This window comes from Salipiger sp. (genome assembly GCF_059781815.1).
This window is the reverse complement of record NZ_JBYNAH010000124.1, coordinates 1-14,709: the sequence shown is the minus strand read 5'-3', so window position 1 is coordinate 14,709 and position 14,709 is coordinate 1. Positions and strand designations below refer to the sequence as shown.

11 protein-coding genes are annotated in these 14,709 nt (G+C 66.4%); 4 read left to right on the top strand and 7 right to left on the bottom strand.

The window, feature by feature from the left end; translation table 11 throughout:
* Positions 1-608: 608 nt before the first annotated feature.
* Entirely contained in the window at positions 609-2,996 is a 2,388-nt protein-coding gene (locus AC6RA4_RS14940) for a DUF4214 domain-containing protein (protein ID WP_500161606.1), read from the top strand.
* A gap of 250 nt (positions 2,997-3,246) precedes the next feature.
* On the opposite strand, the gene AC6RA4_RS14935 is transcribed toward AC6RA4_RS14940, so the two are convergent.
* On the bottom strand, positions 3,247-4,896 hold the full coding sequence (locus AC6RA4_RS14935) for a bifunctional helix-turn-helix transcriptional regulator/alpha/beta hydrolase (RefSeq protein WP_500161604.1): 1,650 nt from the start codon (positions 4,894-4,896) through the stop codon (positions 3,247-3,249).
* A 585-nt stretch (positions 4,897-5,481) separates the two neighbouring features.
* Between AC6RA4_RS14935 and AC6RA4_RS14930 the strand changes: the two genes are divergently transcribed.
* Both AC6RA4_RS14930 and AC6RA4_RS14925 read left to right on the top strand, forming a co-directional pair.
* Positions 5,482-6,864: a vWA domain-containing protein gene (locus AC6RA4_RS14930; protein ID WP_500161602.1), complete on the top strand. Its 1,383-nt coding sequence runs from the start codon at positions 5,482-5,484 to the stop codon at positions 6,862-6,864.
* A gap of 10 nt (positions 6,865-6,874) precedes the next feature.
* Positions 6,875-7,831 (top strand): hypothetical protein, encoded by a 957-nt coding sequence (locus AC6RA4_RS14925; RefSeq protein ID WP_500161600.1) that lies wholly within the window; start codon positions 6,875-6,877, stop codon positions 7,829-7,831.
* A gap of 151 nt (positions 7,832-7,982) precedes the next feature.
* On the opposite strand, the gene AC6RA4_RS14920 is transcribed toward AC6RA4_RS14925, so the two are convergent.
* From AC6RA4_RS14920 to purC, 6 genes are all read right to left on the bottom strand, one after another.
* Positions 7,983-9,317 carry a sigma-54-dependent transcriptional regulator gene (locus tag AC6RA4_RS14920; RefSeq protein WP_500161598.1) on the bottom strand — a complete coding sequence of 445 codons (1,335 nt, stop codon included), beginning with the start codon at positions 9,315-9,317 and terminating at the stop codon, positions 7,983-7,985.
* A 43-nt stretch (positions 9,318-9,360) separates the two neighbouring features.
* On the bottom strand, positions 9,361-11,127 hold the full coding sequence (locus AC6RA4_RS14915; RefSeq protein ID WP_500161596.1) for a sensor histidine kinase: 1,767 nt from the start codon (positions 11,125-11,127) through the stop codon (positions 9,361-9,363).
* Between the two features lie 37 nt (positions 11,128-11,164).
* Positions 11,165-11,833 carry a phosphoribosylformylglycinamidine synthase subunit PurQ gene (purQ, locus tag AC6RA4_RS14910; protein ID WP_500161594.1) on the bottom strand — a complete coding sequence of 223 codons (669 nt, stop codon included), beginning with the start codon at positions 11,831-11,833 and terminating at the stop codon, positions 11,165-11,167.
* A gap of 139 nt (positions 11,834-11,972) precedes the next feature.
* Positions 11,973-13,010: a zinc-binding dehydrogenase gene (locus AC6RA4_RS14905; protein WP_500161591.1), complete on the bottom strand. Its 1,038-nt coding sequence runs from the start codon at positions 13,008-13,010 to the stop codon at positions 11,973-11,975.
* A 171-nt stretch (positions 13,011-13,181) separates the two neighbouring features.
* Entirely contained in the window at positions 13,182-13,412 is a 231-nt protein-coding gene (gene purS, locus AC6RA4_RS14900) for a phosphoribosylformylglycinamidine synthase subunit PurS (RefSeq protein WP_500161589.1), read from the bottom strand.
* Positions 13,413-13,487: 75 nt separating this feature from the next.
* Entirely contained in the window at positions 13,488-14,249 is a 762-nt protein-coding gene (gene purC / locus AC6RA4_RS14895) for a phosphoribosylaminoimidazolesuccinocarboxamide synthase (RefSeq protein ID WP_500161587.1), read from the bottom strand.
* Positions 14,250-14,407: 158 nt separating this feature from the next.
* On the opposite strand from purC, the gene AC6RA4_RS14890 reads away from it, so the two are divergent.
* A partial coding sequence (locus AC6RA4_RS14890) for a DUF1476 domain-containing protein (protein WP_500161585.1) occupies positions 14,408-14,709 on the top strand: 302 nt, incomplete at its 3' end.

Genomic DNA, 14,709 nt, shown 5'->3' with positions numbered 1-14,709 from the left:
GACCCTGCAAGGGGTCCCAGGGTTCGAATCCCTGTCTCTCCGCCATTTCTCCCAAGGCGCTGTCGCCAAAGGAGAAATGCCGCCAATGTCCAGAGCGTTTTGTCTCGGGGTGATACGGCAGATCACAGCGCCACACTGTCATGAGAAAATGCGTCCCAAGGGCGCTTGGACCGGTTTCCCGGCGCCTGCGCTCTGCTGCGCCAAACGACCGGGCCGGCCCGACCAATCGGCGGAAAATCCCCCCCACCGTGGCATTGCTCAGACGCGCGAAGCACGGCGCCTCACCAGCGCTCCAAGGCACAGAGACCGGCCCGGCACGACGGACCAACTCAGCCGTTTCCGAAGAGTGCGCCGCTCGGGCACAACGGCACTGCCCTCTGCGCGCGGAGCGACCGATCCGCATCCCCAAAGACGGCAGGCCGGTTGGCAGCGTCCCCCTCCAAGCGCCGCTTGCGACCACGTTCCCGCAACCGAAGCCGTCGTCCCGGTAGATCGAACTCCGACCATGCTCTAGCATTCAAATCGGCCCACATCGCAGGGCCTGCTGGCCCATGGGGGGTGACCTGCAAAAGGCCAATTGATCAGTTGCGACGTTTTGGGAGGAAAATATGTTAACACTTGATGGCGCGCCCTTTGCTCTCGGCGCGGCAGGGGTCGGCGGCGCGCAGGGGGAGTCCGTGCTGCTGGACAACGGCGATCTTTTCATCGTCTGGGTCAACAATGTCAGCGAGATCTTCCCCGGCCCGGGCAGCGATGTCTCGGCTACGGCGATTGTCGGGCGCGTCTTCGCCCCCGACGGCAGCCCGCGCGGCGCCGCCTTCCAGGTCAACACCACAGAGCTGTTCTATCAGCTCGACCCCGAGGTCACGGTTCTGAACAACGGCAATGTGGTGGTCGCCTGGACCGATACGCCCTTCAGCAGCACCGGGACCGATGCCCGAGCCCGCATCTTCACGCCGACCGGCACGGCGGTGACCGACGAAATCCTCCTGGCCACCACGATGGATGGCGAGCAGCGCATCCCGCAGATCGCCGCCACCCCCGATGGCGGCTTCCTGGCGATCTGGAACGATGACCGCGCCGAGAATTTCGGGCGCTATTTCAACGCCGATGGCAGCCCGGTCGACGATGATTTCAACGTCGCCTCGTTTTTCGGAGAGCGCCTCTCCTCGCTGGTCGTGCTGGACAATGGCGAGGTGCGCTATGTCTCGGATGTCGATCTGTGGAAGAGCGACGGCACGGTCAGCAAATACAGCGAGGATGCGCCCGGGGCACTGAACGCGACCAGCGTCAGCAGCCAGGACACCTACTACGCCCAGCAGTTCGCAACCGCGATGGCGAAGATGACCGATGACCGCTACGCGACTGTCGGCGTGGTCTCGACCCCGGACGGCTATCAGGTGGTGGCGCGGGTGCAGGACGCGTCGAATTTCGACAATTACGACTCGCCGCCGAACAGCACGATCCGCAATATCGACGTCAGCCAGACCCCCTTCACCATCAGCGCTCAGAACAATGTCCATGTCGACGTCACCGGGCTCGCCTCGGGCGGCTTTGCCGTGACCTGGGCACAATATGTCGGCGAAGGGCTGCTCACCCAGCTTGAAATCCGGGTCCGCGCCTTCGCCGCAGATCTGTCGCCGCTCGGCGACGAGGTCATTCTCTACCCCGAGACCTCGGGCTCACAGGCGCATCCCTTCATCACCGAAATGGCCGACGGGCGGATCTTTGTCGGTTGGAACGACACCGGCATGACTGTCAGCAGCGTTCCCTCCGAACTGGTCGGCCAGTTCCTGACACTGAGTGATGACGACGATCTGGCCGCAGGCCCGCACGGCACCCTGCGCGAAGGCACCGACGGCCCCGATGTGATCGTGGGAACGCTCGATGCCGAGGCGCTGATGGGGCTGGGAGATGACGATTTTCTCTTCGGAGACGGGTTCGAGGCCTCCTACGCGCCGGATCAGGCCGGCGTGGTGTACCGGCTCTATCAGGCGACCCTTGACCGCGAGCCCGACGCCACCGGACACGACAACTGGACCGCGCGGCTGGTGACCGGAGAGCGAACGCCGCTTGAGGTGGCCAGCGGCTTTGTCGGCAGCCCCGAGTTTCAGTCGGTCTATGGCAGCCTCGAGAACGCCGCCTTCGTGACCCTGCTCTACAACAACGTGCTGGGCCGCGACCCCGATGCCACCGGCCTTGCCAACTGGAGCGCACGGCTCGACGACGGCATGTCCCGCGCGCAAGTGGTTCTGGGCTTCGCCCAGAGCGGCGAGTTCATCGCGGCCACCGCATCAGACGCCGCGGCCTTCGCCCGCACCGGAACACAGGCCGGCTGGGGCGACGATGTCTATCGGCTCTATCAGGCAACGCTTGACCGAGACCCTGACGCCACCGGCTTTGCCAACTGGAGCGAACGGCTCGCGGGCGGACGATCGCTGGAAGACGTCGCCACGGGCTTCGTCCAAAGCCCCGAATTCCAGGCCACCTATGGCAGCCTCGACAACGAGGGCTTCGTCTCGCTGCTCTACAACAATGTGCTGGGCCGCGATCCCGATGCCACAGGCCTCGCCAACTGGACCGCGCGGCTCGACAGCGGCATGAGCCGCGCAGAAGTGGTGCGGGGCTTCTCCCAGAGCGCGGAATTCGTCGCTGCGACCGCAGACGCGTTCAAAGCCTGGATCCGGGACCTCGATTTCGGCACCGGTGGCGAACACGACTGGATCGAAGGAGGCCCGGGCAACAACATTCTCGCCGGCGGTCTCTATGCCGACGTCTTCTACTTCGACACCACCCACGCCGGCAGCCACAGAGTGCTGGATCTTGAGGCGTGGGATTACGTCTATCTCGACGGCTTCGGATATAGCGGCGTTGCCGATGTCACAGCGCACATGACAACGCAGGGAGCGAATGTGGTCTTCGCCGACCAAGGCGTGACGATCACCTTCGACAACACCCAGATGGCCGGTCTCAGCGACGATATGTTCCTCGTCTGACCCCGCGCCGCGGCCTCCCGAACGGGCGGCCGCGGTGCTTGACCTATATGTGAGGTTCAGACCGCAATTTACTGTAAAATATTTAGAATATAGACACGGAAATCTCACAGAGACCCGTCGAGGAGATCGACGCCCCCTCTAAAACCCGATGCAGCCCCACGCTTTCCTGTCCAAAAGGCTGCGAAATTCAGCGCGGGCGAGGCCGGCCGGAGTGGCGCTCGGATGCGCCTTTCCCGCTTCAGACAAGACTTCAAGAAATCCGCTCAAGAACCTCTTTCCAATGACTAAAGGGAAGCGCATGCCCCGCCCTCTCAATCACGGAAAGCGCGGCGGCGCATTCCTGCGCGAACGCTTGGCTCCACGACAGCGGGATGATCGCATCGGCAGCGCCATGCACGAAAGACACCGGCACGGAGCCTGGCCTGACGAACCCGCTCCAGTCGGATGCAATCAGACGGCAGTCGTTGATGAAGCCATCGTTGCCCGACGCGACGTGAAAGAAGTGGCCGTTCCACATCAGCTCGAGCAGCTCCTCATCGCGGCAGGCGGCAAGATCCGCCGGAGACCCGTTGAAGACGGTCTCGGCAAAGCCGCCCCGGCCCTCCGCCCGGAGCTTGCGGTCTCCGACCACGCACAGGTAGCGCAGCAGCGGCAGTGAGGTTCGCGCCGCCAGCGCGAGGATGGCCTGCGGACGCGGGGCGGAGGCAAAGTCGTGAAGGCTCCGCATCGGAGGCGTGGCGCTGAGCAGAACGATCTCGCGCAGGGGTCCCTGCACCAGCGCAGAACCGGCGCAGAGCGCCAGCGCGGCGCCCGCATCATAACCCACAAGCGTCACGTCGCTCAGACGCAGATCGGCGATCAGCGCCGCAAGGTCGCGCGCATAGCTCGACGGGTCGCGCAGGAGCGCGTCCGAGCCGCTGCTTCCCCCGTGCCACGGCCGTGCCGGGGCGATCCATCGCAGACCGCGCGCGCGGAGCGCTGCCTCGGCGGCCTGTGGCAGGCGATTGCCGCCAAGGCAGCCATGCAGGAAGATCACCGGCCGGCCGTCCGGCGCGCCTTGTTCGACGACCTGCATGACCCTGCCATCGCCAAGCCGCAGCGTCCTCGGGGCCGCTGCGGCCTCGGGCGGCACGAGCCGCGCGCTCGACAGCGCGACGGCACGGCCAAACTGCACCAGATCCTGAAGGCCGCCGGTATCGGTCTTGAGAAGCATGGTCCGGATCTGCTGACGGATGGTCTCGATCGACCGACCGCGAACCTCGGCCGCATCGCGCGGCGTATGCCCGCTGACCAGCAGGCCAAGCACCTCGGACTCAGACGGTGTCATGCCGTAGAGCGCCTGGACCGCGCCTGCGGCACGCTCATGCCACACGGCATCCATGCCGGTGAAGCGAATAGATCCGTCGCGGCCCGCCTTCTCGGCAATCAGCAGCGCCGGCTTGCCGGTATCGCGGCGGATCAGGCGCAGCACGGGCGCATGCGCGCTGTTGCCCGAGCGAAACCGGCTCAGCTCGGCGCCAATCCCGGGATCGAGACCGTCGAGCCTGTCGCCGTCGGAAAAGCCGAAGAGTTCGGTGGCGATGCTGTTTGCATCCTCGATCAGATCCCTGCCCGTCATCGTGAAGGACGGGCGCAGGACGGCAGCCGGCGCCGGGACAGGGACCGGAAGCGCCGCGAGCAGCGTCTCCGCCTTTGCGATATGGCGTTCGCATTCCAATCTCAAGATCTCGAAATTCCGATACTGCGCCTTATCGAAAAGCCCGTTATCGGCGAGTTCCAGTATCCGGTCAAAGGCCGTGGGATCGAGTGCGGCTTCGTAAAAAGACCCTATGATCGAAGACAAATCCGAGAGGTCATCCCGTTCCCCTCCCGCATCCCGCCTGCCTTGTGGATCAACCATGAAACCCAATCACATCAGTCGGTTGCGCGCACCCCTGAACACGATCTTTCAGTGCCTTTCCGGGGCTGGTCATCATCAATCCTCTCTCTGCTACGCGCTCATCCAATAGAATTCTCGGCAATATAACCAATTCTGGTCATGCCGCGAAAGCACGAAAGCGGTAAGCGAAAGCCATAAGAAAAGAATTGGAATACAGGATTAATCGTGAAGACCACTTCGACAGCCTCCGTCAGGACCTGGCCGGCGCTTGCGACGCCACCGGTCGCGGCGAAGGGTTGCCTGATCCCGGCGATCCCCGTCCTGGGCCACGGAACCGCCGATAGCCGCATCCCGGATGCCTCTCGGTTCACAGCGCGCGACACCACTCACGGAACGGCGCCCGGCCCCTATGACGGCCTGATCCTACACGGGGAGGATCAGCCAGCGCTCGGACAGACGCGTCACGCCGCCTTCGGAACAGCCGAAGGCGCCGGCCTATGGACCCGGATCGGAGGCTGAGATGACATACGCCCTGCGCACCGCCCGGCCGCCGTTCTCCTGGCCGCGGCCACCACCGCCTCTGCCGAGCCCGCGCGCACGACTCTGGTGCTCGATGCCTCTGGCTCCATGTGGGGCCAGATCGACGGCGTCGCCAAGATCACCATCGCCCAGCAGGCTGTCGGCGGGCTGCTCGAGGCGCTTCCCGATGATCTCGCGCTTGGCCTCACCGTCTATGGCCACCGCCGCGAGGGCGACTGCAGCGATATCGAAGCGCTCATCGCGCCGGCGACCGACAGTCGCGATGCCATCGCCGAGGCGGTGAACACCCTCAAGCCGAAGGGCAAGACGCCGTTGAGCGCGGCGGTCATCCAGGCGGCGGAAGGGCTGCGCCACACAGAGGCACCTGCGACGGTGATCCTGATCTCCGACGGCACAGAGACCTGCGATCTCGACCCTTGCGCCGTCGGTGCCGCGCTCGAGGCCAGCGGCGTGGCCTTCACGCTGCATGCCATCGGCTTTGCGATTGCCGACCGTGAGACGCGCGCGCAGTTGCAATGCCTGGCGCACAACACCGGCGGGACCTACCGCGCCGCCGAAGATGCCCGGAGCCTCGCCGCCGCGCTTTCCGAGGTCGCCGTGTCGCCTCCCGCAGAGCCGGAGCCGCTGCCCGAGCCCGAACCGGCGCCCGCGCAGGCCAGCGCTGCGTTGACGGTGCCCGCCAGCGCCCGCGCCGGCGATCCGGTGCCGGTGACCTGGGAGGGCCCCGCCGAAGAGGGCGACTGGGTCGGGTTTGTCGAGCCTGGCGGCGGCCCGGGCGCGTTCGCCTCGCGGATCGGCATCGAGCACGGCAACCCGGCGCCGCTGCCAGCGCCGATCAAGGCCGGCGCCTACGAGGTGATCTACACCCGCGCCCTGACCGGCGTGGTTCTGGCGCGCGCGCCGCTGGAGGTATCGCCGGTCGGCGCGACGCTCGACGCTCCGGACAGCGCACGCACCGGCGGCACCGTTCCGGTGCGCTGGACGGGGCGCGGCTCCGAGAAAGACTTCGTCGGCATCGCGCCGGTGGCGGAGGGCTTTCCCGCGACCAGCTTCTATTTCGAGACCGTGGGCGACGCGGTGCAGCCGCTGCAGATGCCCTCGGCGCCGGGGGAGTATGAGATCGTCTACATCGCCACCACCGACCCGTGGGAGGTCATGGCGCGCCACCCGATCACGCTGAGCGATCCTGCGCTCACGCTCTCGGCCCCCGAGACGGTGCCCGCCGGTGGCGAGATCGCCGTGCTCTGGGACGGCTTCGAGCCCAACCCGGCCGATTACATCGCGCTGGCCAAGGCCGGCGACGACCTTCCCCATATGGTGCAATACGCCCATACCGAGAGCCAGCGTCTGAGCCTCCCGGCCCCCGAGGAGCCGGGGCAGTACGAACTGCGCTTCTTCTACGCCAATGGCGACCGCATCGTCGTGCGCCGCGGCATCACGGTGGAATGAAGGGCGGACGATGGACACACTGACCAGACTGCTTGGCCTGTTCGGCAGCAAGACCGGCCGCATCGGCGTGATGATCCGCGCCGCCCTCGAGGTGCTTGGGACTGACGTGAAGGTCTTCCTTCCCTTCCTCATCCTGTTCGTGATGAAGGCCGGGCGCGGCCTGCTGGCTCTCGCGCTGCTTTATCTCGGCTTCGTCACGCAGGACTGGGACCGGCTGTTTCCGCTGATGCTGGCCTTCATGATCTACCTGCCGGTGGAAATCGTCGTGCAGACCTTCCTGCAGGCCGCGATGAGCCAGATGGCGCGCGATGCACTGGTCGATGGAAAGCCGGTCTGGTCGCGCGTCGGCGTCACGCTGCTGCGCAACCTCTTCCCGCTGCTCTTCATCGGCGCCATCACCTACTTCGTGCGGCGCGCGCGCAATGCCGGACAAGGCGGCATCGTCGGTTTTGTCCTCGCGCTTCTGGTCTTCGTGGTGGCCGAAGTCTGGGACCTCGTCTCGAACTTCGGCATCTCGGCGATCGTGGTCGAGAATGCCGGCGTGAAGACCCTCGTTGCGCGGCTCAAGACGTTGCGCAGCCACGTGCCCGAAACGCTGGTCGGCGTGCTTGGCATCGACCTGGCCGGCGGCGTCGCGCAGGCGCTGTTTGCCGGAGGCGTCATCGCCGGGCTGTTTGGCGGCGGAGCCGTCGGCTACGTCTTTGCCGACAGCCTGCCGGAACTGTTTCTCGCCCGCTTCGGCGAGATCGACGTGAACGTGTTGCCCTCGCTCGGAATCCTCGCCCTGAGCTTCACGATCTCGGGGTTCATTTCCGCCGCCACCGTGATCGCCAAGAGCCTGTATTTCACCAGCTTCTACCTCTTCGCCCTCAAGCCCGAAGACCTGCCCGAAGCGCAGCGCAGTCGGCTCGAGCGCAGCCTGCTGGCGGGTGCGGGGCGCAACAGCCCCCCGCATCCTGACCTTTGAGCAACGAGATCAAGAAGGGCCACACGCCGGCCCCTCGCCGGACAATACGCCGCGAGTGCCCGCTCCGAACACGGCACGATCGGAGCGGAGCGGCCGCCGCCAGCGGGTGATCCCGCCGGGGCCGCACAGGCTTTCGCCTCCGAAGAGCCGCTCAGAGATAGTCGGCGCGCTGCAGGCCGTACTTGGCCATCTTCTCGTTCAGCGTCCGGCGCGGCAGGCAGAGCTCGTCCATCACCGCCGAGATCGACCCCTTGTGGCGGCGCATGGTGTTGTCGATCAGCATGCGCTCGAACGCCTCGACATATTCCTTGAGCGGCTTGCCCTCGGTGGTCATCACCGGCTGCATGTCCTCGTGATCGTTCATCAGCAGCGAGGCGATGGTGCCCTGCCCGCGCCGCGATTGCAGCACCGCGCGCTCGGCGAGGTTGATGAGCTGGCGCACGTTGCCGGGCCACGGTGCCTGCAAGAGCTGCGCCGCCTCCTGCGCCGAGACCTTGGGTGCGTCGCAGCCGTATTCATCGGCAAAGCCCTCGGAGAGCCGGGTGAAGAGCGTCAGGATGTCCTCGCCGCGGGCGCGCAGCGGCGGCACGGTGATCTTGAGCGCCGCAAGGCGGTAGTAGAGATCCGGGCGCAGCGCGCTTTCGCAGGTGCGGCCCTCGTCCTGAAGGTTGCAGATCGCGATGATGCGTGTCTCGGGCGGGGTGCCCTGATCGTTGATCACCGACAGAAGCCGCGCCTGAGCCGAATCCGACAGCGACTCGATGTCCTCGAGCACCAAGGTGCCGCCGCGCGCCTCTTCCATCGCCGGCAGCCGGGTCTCGTCGGGCTGCATCGGGCCGAAGAGCCGGCGCATCAGCGCGTCCTCGTCCATCGCCGCGCAGGAAAGCAGCACGAATTTCTTGCCGGCGCGCGAGCCCACCGCGTGCAGCGCGTGCGCGATCAGCGTCTTGCCGGTGCCGGTCTCGCCCTCGATCAGCACGTGGCCGTCGGCCTGCCCGAGATCGAGCACGTCCTCGCGCAGCCGTTCCATCGCCGGGCTCTGGCCGATGAGCTTGCTCATCAGCTGGCCGCCATCCGAAAGCTCGCGACGCAGGGCGCGGTTGTCGAGGGTCAGGCGGCGGGCGTTGGTCGCCTTCTTGGCGAGCTCCGACATGCGGTCGGGGTTGAACGGCTTCTCGAGGAAATCGAACGCCCCGATGCGCATCGCCTCGACCGCCATAGGCACATCGCCATGGCCGGTGATCATGATCACCGGCAGCGCGCTGTCATTGCCCATCAGCTTCTTCAGGAACTGGATGCCGTCCATGCCGGGCATCTTGATGTCCGAGATCACGATGCCGGGATAATCGGTCCCCAGCGATCCCAGCGCCTCTTCGGCGCTGGCAAAGGCCTCGGTATCGTAGCCCGACAGTGCCAGCCACTGGCTGATCGACTGGCGCATGTCCTTTTCGTCGTCGACGATGGCGATCTTCATGGCTTTTGTCATTCTGGTCTTTCGCCTTTTCTGCCTGCGTCTCTCCCGCTGCCAACTACTCGGCGGCGCGGGTGGTTTCATTCAAGATAGGAAGCTGCATCTCGAATACAGCCCCACCGTCGACCCCGTTGCGGGCCGTCAGGCGCCCGCCGAGATCGGCCACGATGCCGGAACTGATGGCAAGGCCGAGCCCGGTGCCGTCGCCGGGTTGCTTGGTGGTGTAGAACGGCTCGAACAGCGCATCCATGTCCTCGATACCGTGACCGTTGTCGCGCACCGAGAGCGTCGCGGTCTCGCCGCTGGCGAGGATGATCTCGATCTCGGGATGGGCCACCGACTTGGTGGCGTCGATGGCGTTGCGGAGCAGGTTTACCAGAACCTGCTCGATGCGCATGCGGTCGCCCATCACCCGCACCGGCTCGTCCGGCAGCACCTTCGAGATGCGCACCCGGCGCGCCTTGAGCTGCGGCTCCATCATCGACAGCGACGAGGCCAGCGCCTCGGCCATGTCGACGGGCGAGAGCTGCTCCTGCCCCTTGCGAGCATAGGATTTGAGCTGTCGCGTGATCGCGCCCATGCGCTCGATCAGGTCGTCGATGCGGTGGAAGGCGGTCATCGCCTCGTCGGGGCGGTTGCGGCGCAGCAGGAGACGCGCGCCGGCAAGGTAGGTCTTCATCGCCGCCAGCGGCTGGTTGAGCTCGTGGCTGACCGCCGCCGACATTTCGCCGAGGGCGGCGAGCTTCGAACTCTGCTCGAGCGTCTGCTCGGCCGAAGCGAGATCCTTCTGGACCTTCTCACGCTCCGAGATCTCGCGCTGGAGGCGGGCGTTGAGGCGGCGCAGCTCGGCGGATTCGCGCTGGAACAGCGCCATGCGCAGCGCCGTGCGGCGGCTCAGGGCGTAGAAGGCCAGCGCCGCCAGCAGCGCAAAGCCCATGATCTCGAGCGCCAGCACCGCGTTCACCTTCTCTCGCACCGAGGCGTAGGTGGTAAAGGTCGCCATGGTCCAGCCGCGGAACGGGATGCGCCCGTCGACCCGCATCACCGCCTCGCCCTGCAGGTAGGCGTCGGGCGGCAGCGCGGTCCAGTCGGCGGTGGCCTTGATGGCGCGCTCGATCGCGCTCTCGGGCGACTGGCGGACAAGCGCCTCGTCCATGGTGCGCCCGCGCCAGCGCGGCTCGGTGGCGAGGATGATGGTGCCTTCCGAGTTCAGCACCGCCACGGCATCGGTGATCCCGGCCCAGGCGCGCTCGAACTTCGCAAGATCGACCTCGACCATGATAACGCCGATCACGCTGTTCTGGCTCTCGACCCGCCGCGAATAGGTGAAAGTGTAGCCACCCGCCTCGCGCTCCTGCGTGGTGAAGACGGTGGTGTTGGAGCGCAGCGCCTCGACGAAATGCGGCGCGTTGCGGTGCTGCTCGCCCAGCCGGTTGCGGTCGGTCGCGGCGACGGTGCGGCCGTCGCGATCCAGCAGCATCAGCGAGGCGGCGCCGATCTCGTCGACATAGGAGATCAGGCGCTGCGAGGACTGGCTGAAATCGCCCGAGTTCAGCGCCCCGATCAGCGCCGGGTCGCGGGCCAGAAGCTGCGGCACGATGGCGTTGCTGCGCAGCTCGGAGAGGATGTTCCCGGAATAAAGCGCCAACCGCAGCTCGGCCCGGTTGCGGGTCGATTCCGTGAAGCGGTCGGTGAGCATCATGTTGGTGACCCAGACGGTCACCACGGCCAATACGACAAGGAGGACGAGCGCGACCCGCACCCGCCACCCCAGTGGCCCCGAGCGCCTTGCGCGCCGGGCCTTGTCTTTGGCCTTCTCAGACATGGGCGGCAGAGTACGCGCCCGTGCTCAGGCTCTCAAGTCAGGCTTCCGCGAGGGCGGCCGTCAGATGGGCGAAAAGACGCGCACCGTCCTCGTTGCCCTGCGCCGGATCGCAGGCCCGCTCGGGGTGGGGCATCATCCCCAGCACGCGGCGGTTCGACGACAGGATGCCGGCGATGTCGCGGTCCGAGCCGTTGGGATTGTCGGTGTAGCGGAACGCCACCCGGTCCTCGGCCTCGAGCTGATCCAGCGTCGCGGCATCGGCGGTGTAGTTGCCGTCATGGTGCGCGATCGGGATCTGGATGGTCTCGCCCGCCTCGTAGCCACGGGTGAAGACCGACTGGCTTTCGCCGACGCTCAGCCCCACGGTGCGGCAGATATATTTGAGGCCGGCATTGCGCAGCAGCGCGCCGGGCAGGATCTTGGTCTCGGTCAGGACCTGGAAGCCGTTGCAGATGCCGATGGCGTAACCGCCACGCTCGGCATGAGCCTTGACCTCGTGGCAGATCGGCGAGTTCGCGGCGATGGCGCCGCAGCGCAGGTAATCGCCGAAGGAGAAGCCGCCCGGGATGCCGACGATGTCGATGCCCGAGGGCAGCGCCGTGTCCTTGTGCCAGACCATCTGCACATCGAGCCCCGCCTTGCGGAAGCCCTCGGCAAGATCGCGATCGCAGTTCGATCCGGGAAAGACGATGACGGCAGCTTTCATGGCAGGCTCGCTTGACATTGGAGGGGTCAGATTGCGCTCCGCATAGCGGCTTTTGCCGCCCGGCGCAATCGCGGGTGGGACCCTCCGGCGAGATGCCGGAGCGCCCTGCCCTCTGCGTGTCGATGCGGCGCGAAAGCGCTCAGGTCTGGAAGTCGGTGATCACCGCCACGCCCGGCGGTGTCGGGCCGTTGAAGGCGGCGAGCTCGGCGCTGGCGCCGCTCAGAGGCACCTCGCGGGCGATCAGCGGCGAGAGGTCCACCTTGCCGCGGGTGATCAGCCCCAGCAGCGACGGGTAGCGGTGCGCCGGCATGCCGCGGGTGCCATAGAGCGCGAGGTTGCCCTGGTAGACCGCCGACATGTCGACATCCATATGCGCGGTATGGCCCACCGGCATGCCGACCTGCACGTGCCGCCCCAGGGGCCGCAGGCAACGGATCGAAGCGTTCACCGTCTGCGGGATCCCCAGCGCCTCGATGCTGACATGCACGCCGCCGCCGGTGATCTCGCGGATCTGCTCGGCGGCATCGCCATGGGCGGCGTTGACGCCCGCATCCATGCCCAGCGAAACCGCGTGGTCGAGCTTGTCCTGCACCACGTCGACGACGATCACATGCGCCCCGAGCGCCCGACCCAGCAGCGCCGCCGAGAGCCCGACCCCGCCGGTGCCATGCACCGCGAGCCACTCCCCACCCTGCAGCGCGGCGCGCCCGGTGAGCGCGTGCCACGCGGTGGTGACCCGGCAGCCGAGCCCCGCCGCCAGCGTCGGCGACATGCCCTCGGGCAGGCGTGCGAGGTTGAAATCGCGCGGCACGGGGACGTATTCGGCAAAGGCGCCCGGCTCGATGAAGCCCGGCAGGCGCTGGTCGGCGCAGACGGTCTGCTGGCCCGAGCGGCAGCTCGGGCAGCTGCCGCAGGCAAGGATGAACGGCGCCACCAGCACGTCGCCGATGCCCCATTGCGAGTTCGGCCCCGCGGCGACCACGCGGCCGCAATATTCATGGCCCTGGATCTGCCCCGGCTTGACGCGCGGATGCTCGCCGACCCAGCCGTGCCAGTCCGAGCGGCAGACGCCGCAGGCCAGCACCTCGAGCACGACGCCATCCTCGGGGCAGTCCGGCTCGGGCACCGTCTCGAGCGACAGGTCCTTGTTGTATTCTCTCAGCACCGCTGCGCGCATGGTCTCTCTCCTCCCGTTCCTCGCGAGGAGAGGACTGCAATTCGCGCCCGAACGCAAGCGGGGCGCCGAAGCGCGCCGCAACGAAAACGGGGCGCCGAAGCGCCCCGTGATGGCAGGCCGAGGCCCGCCGAACCCTGCAAGACCCGACCGGCGCGATGCGCCGGATCAGGCTCAGGCGATTTCGATCGAGTAGCTCTCGATGACGGTGTTGGCGAGCAGCTTCTCGCACATCTCGCGCACCGCCTCTTCGCCGGTGCCCTCGGCCAGATCGAGCTCGATCACCTTGCCCTGACGCACGCCGCCGACGCCATCAAAGCCCATCCCGTGCAGCGCGTGCTTCACCGCTTCGCCCTGCGGGTCGAGCACGCCGTCCTTGAGCATCACATGCACCCGTGCCTTCATGGCGTCTTCTCCGTCTGTTGCGGGAGGCGCGGCCTCCCGTCCTTGAAATCACCGCGCGTGACGCGCGCGCCTCGCTCAGTTGATGAGTTTCGGCTTGGAAATATGCGTCGCCTGCTTGGGCATCACGCCAAGGCGTTCAGCCACTTCGGTATAGGCGTCGGTCAGCGAGCCCAGGTCGCGGCGGAACACGTCCTTGTCGAGCTTCTTGCCGGTCTGCAGATCCCACAGGCGGCAGCTGTCCGGCGAGATCTCGTCGGCGACGACGAGGCGCTGGAAATCGCCGTCATAGACGCGGCCGATCTCGATCTTGAAGTCGACGAGGCGGATGCCGACGCCGTACATCAGGCCCGAGAGGTAGTCGTTCACCCGGAGCGCGAGGCTCAGGATGTCGTCCATGTCCTGCTGGCTGGCCCAGCCGAAGGCGGCGATGTGCTCTTCGGTGACCAGCGGGTCGCCCAGCTTGTCGTCCTTGTAGCAATACTCGACGATCGGGCGCGGCAGCGGCGTGCCTTCCTCGAGCCCCAGACGCTTGGCCAGCGATCCGGCGGCGAAGTTGCGCACGATGACCTCGAGCGGAATGATCTCGCAGGAGCGCACCAGCTGCTCGCGCATGTTGAGCCGCTTGATGAAGTGGGTCGGAACACCGATGTTGTTCAGACCGGTCATGAAGAACTCGGACAGGCGGTTGTTGAGCACGCCCTTGCCTTCGATCACGTCCTTCTTCTGGGCGTTGAAAGCGGTCGCGTCATCCTTGAAATACTGCACGATCGTCCCGGGTTCCGGGCCTTCGTAGAGAATCTTCGCCTTGCCTTCGTAGATCTTTTTGCGGCGTGCCATGGGAATCCTTTCCGAGCGGGACACAGAGGGCGCTGCTGCGTCCTGCGTGGCCCTATAAATCATGCCTTCTCGTGTCGCAAGCGGGCGCTTTGGCTTGCGCCGCTCTGTAGGTGTGAAATACTTGGCGTTGAGGAAGAGTTACCCGGGGAGCGAGACAGATGACCACCTTCGACGAGCGTGAATCCGCGTTTGAAAACAAGTTCGCCCATGATGAAGAGATGGCGTTCCGGGCCGAGGCCCGCTGCAACAAGCTGCTCGGTCTCTGGGCTGCCGAAATGCTGGGCAAGAGCGGCGACGCGGCCGACGCCTATGCGCGCGAGGTGATCAAGGCCGATTTCGAAGAAGCCGGCCACGAGGACGTGGTGCGCAAGGTGGCGGCCGATCTTGGCGACAAGGCCGATGCCGAGACGATCCGTGCCAAGCGCGCCGAGCTTCTGGTCGAGGCCAAGGGCCAGATCCT

Bases quoted from the DNA above. Each gene is read 5' to 3' on its own strand.
- AC6RA4_RS14935 (WP_500161604.1), bottom strand. From the start codon at position 4,896: ATGGTTGATCCACAAGGCAGGCGGGATGCGGGAGGGGAACGGGATGAC.
- purS (WP_500161589.1), bottom strand. From the start codon at position 13,412: ATGAAGGCACGGGTGCATGTGATGCTCAAGGACGGCGTGCTCGACCCG.
- AC6RA4_RS14940 (WP_500161606.1), top strand. From the start codon at position 609: ATGTTAACACTTGATGGCGCGCCCTTTGCTCTCGGCGCGGCAGGGGTC.
- purQ (WP_500161594.1), bottom strand. From the start codon at position 11,833: ATGAAAGCTGCCGTCATCGTCTTTCCCGGATCGAACTGCGATCGCGAT.
- AC6RA4_RS14925 (WP_500161600.1), top strand. From the start codon at position 6,875: ATGGACACACTGACCAGACTGCTTGGCCTGTTCGGCAGCAAGACCGGC.
- AC6RA4_RS14905 (WP_500161591.1), bottom strand. From the start codon at position 13,010: ATGCGCGCAGCGGTGCTGAGAGAATACAACAAGGACCTGTCGCTCGAG.
- AC6RA4_RS14915 (WP_500161596.1), bottom strand. From the start codon at position 11,127: ATGTCTGAGAAGGCCAAAGACAAGGCCCGGCGCGCAAGGCGCTCGGGG.
- purC (WP_500161587.1), bottom strand. From the start codon at position 14,249: ATGGCACGCCGCAAAAAGATCTACGAAGGCAAGGCGAAGATTCTCTAC.
- AC6RA4_RS14920 (WP_500161598.1), bottom strand. From the start codon at position 9,317: ATGACAAAAGCCATGAAGATCGCCATCGTCGACGACGAAAAGGACATG.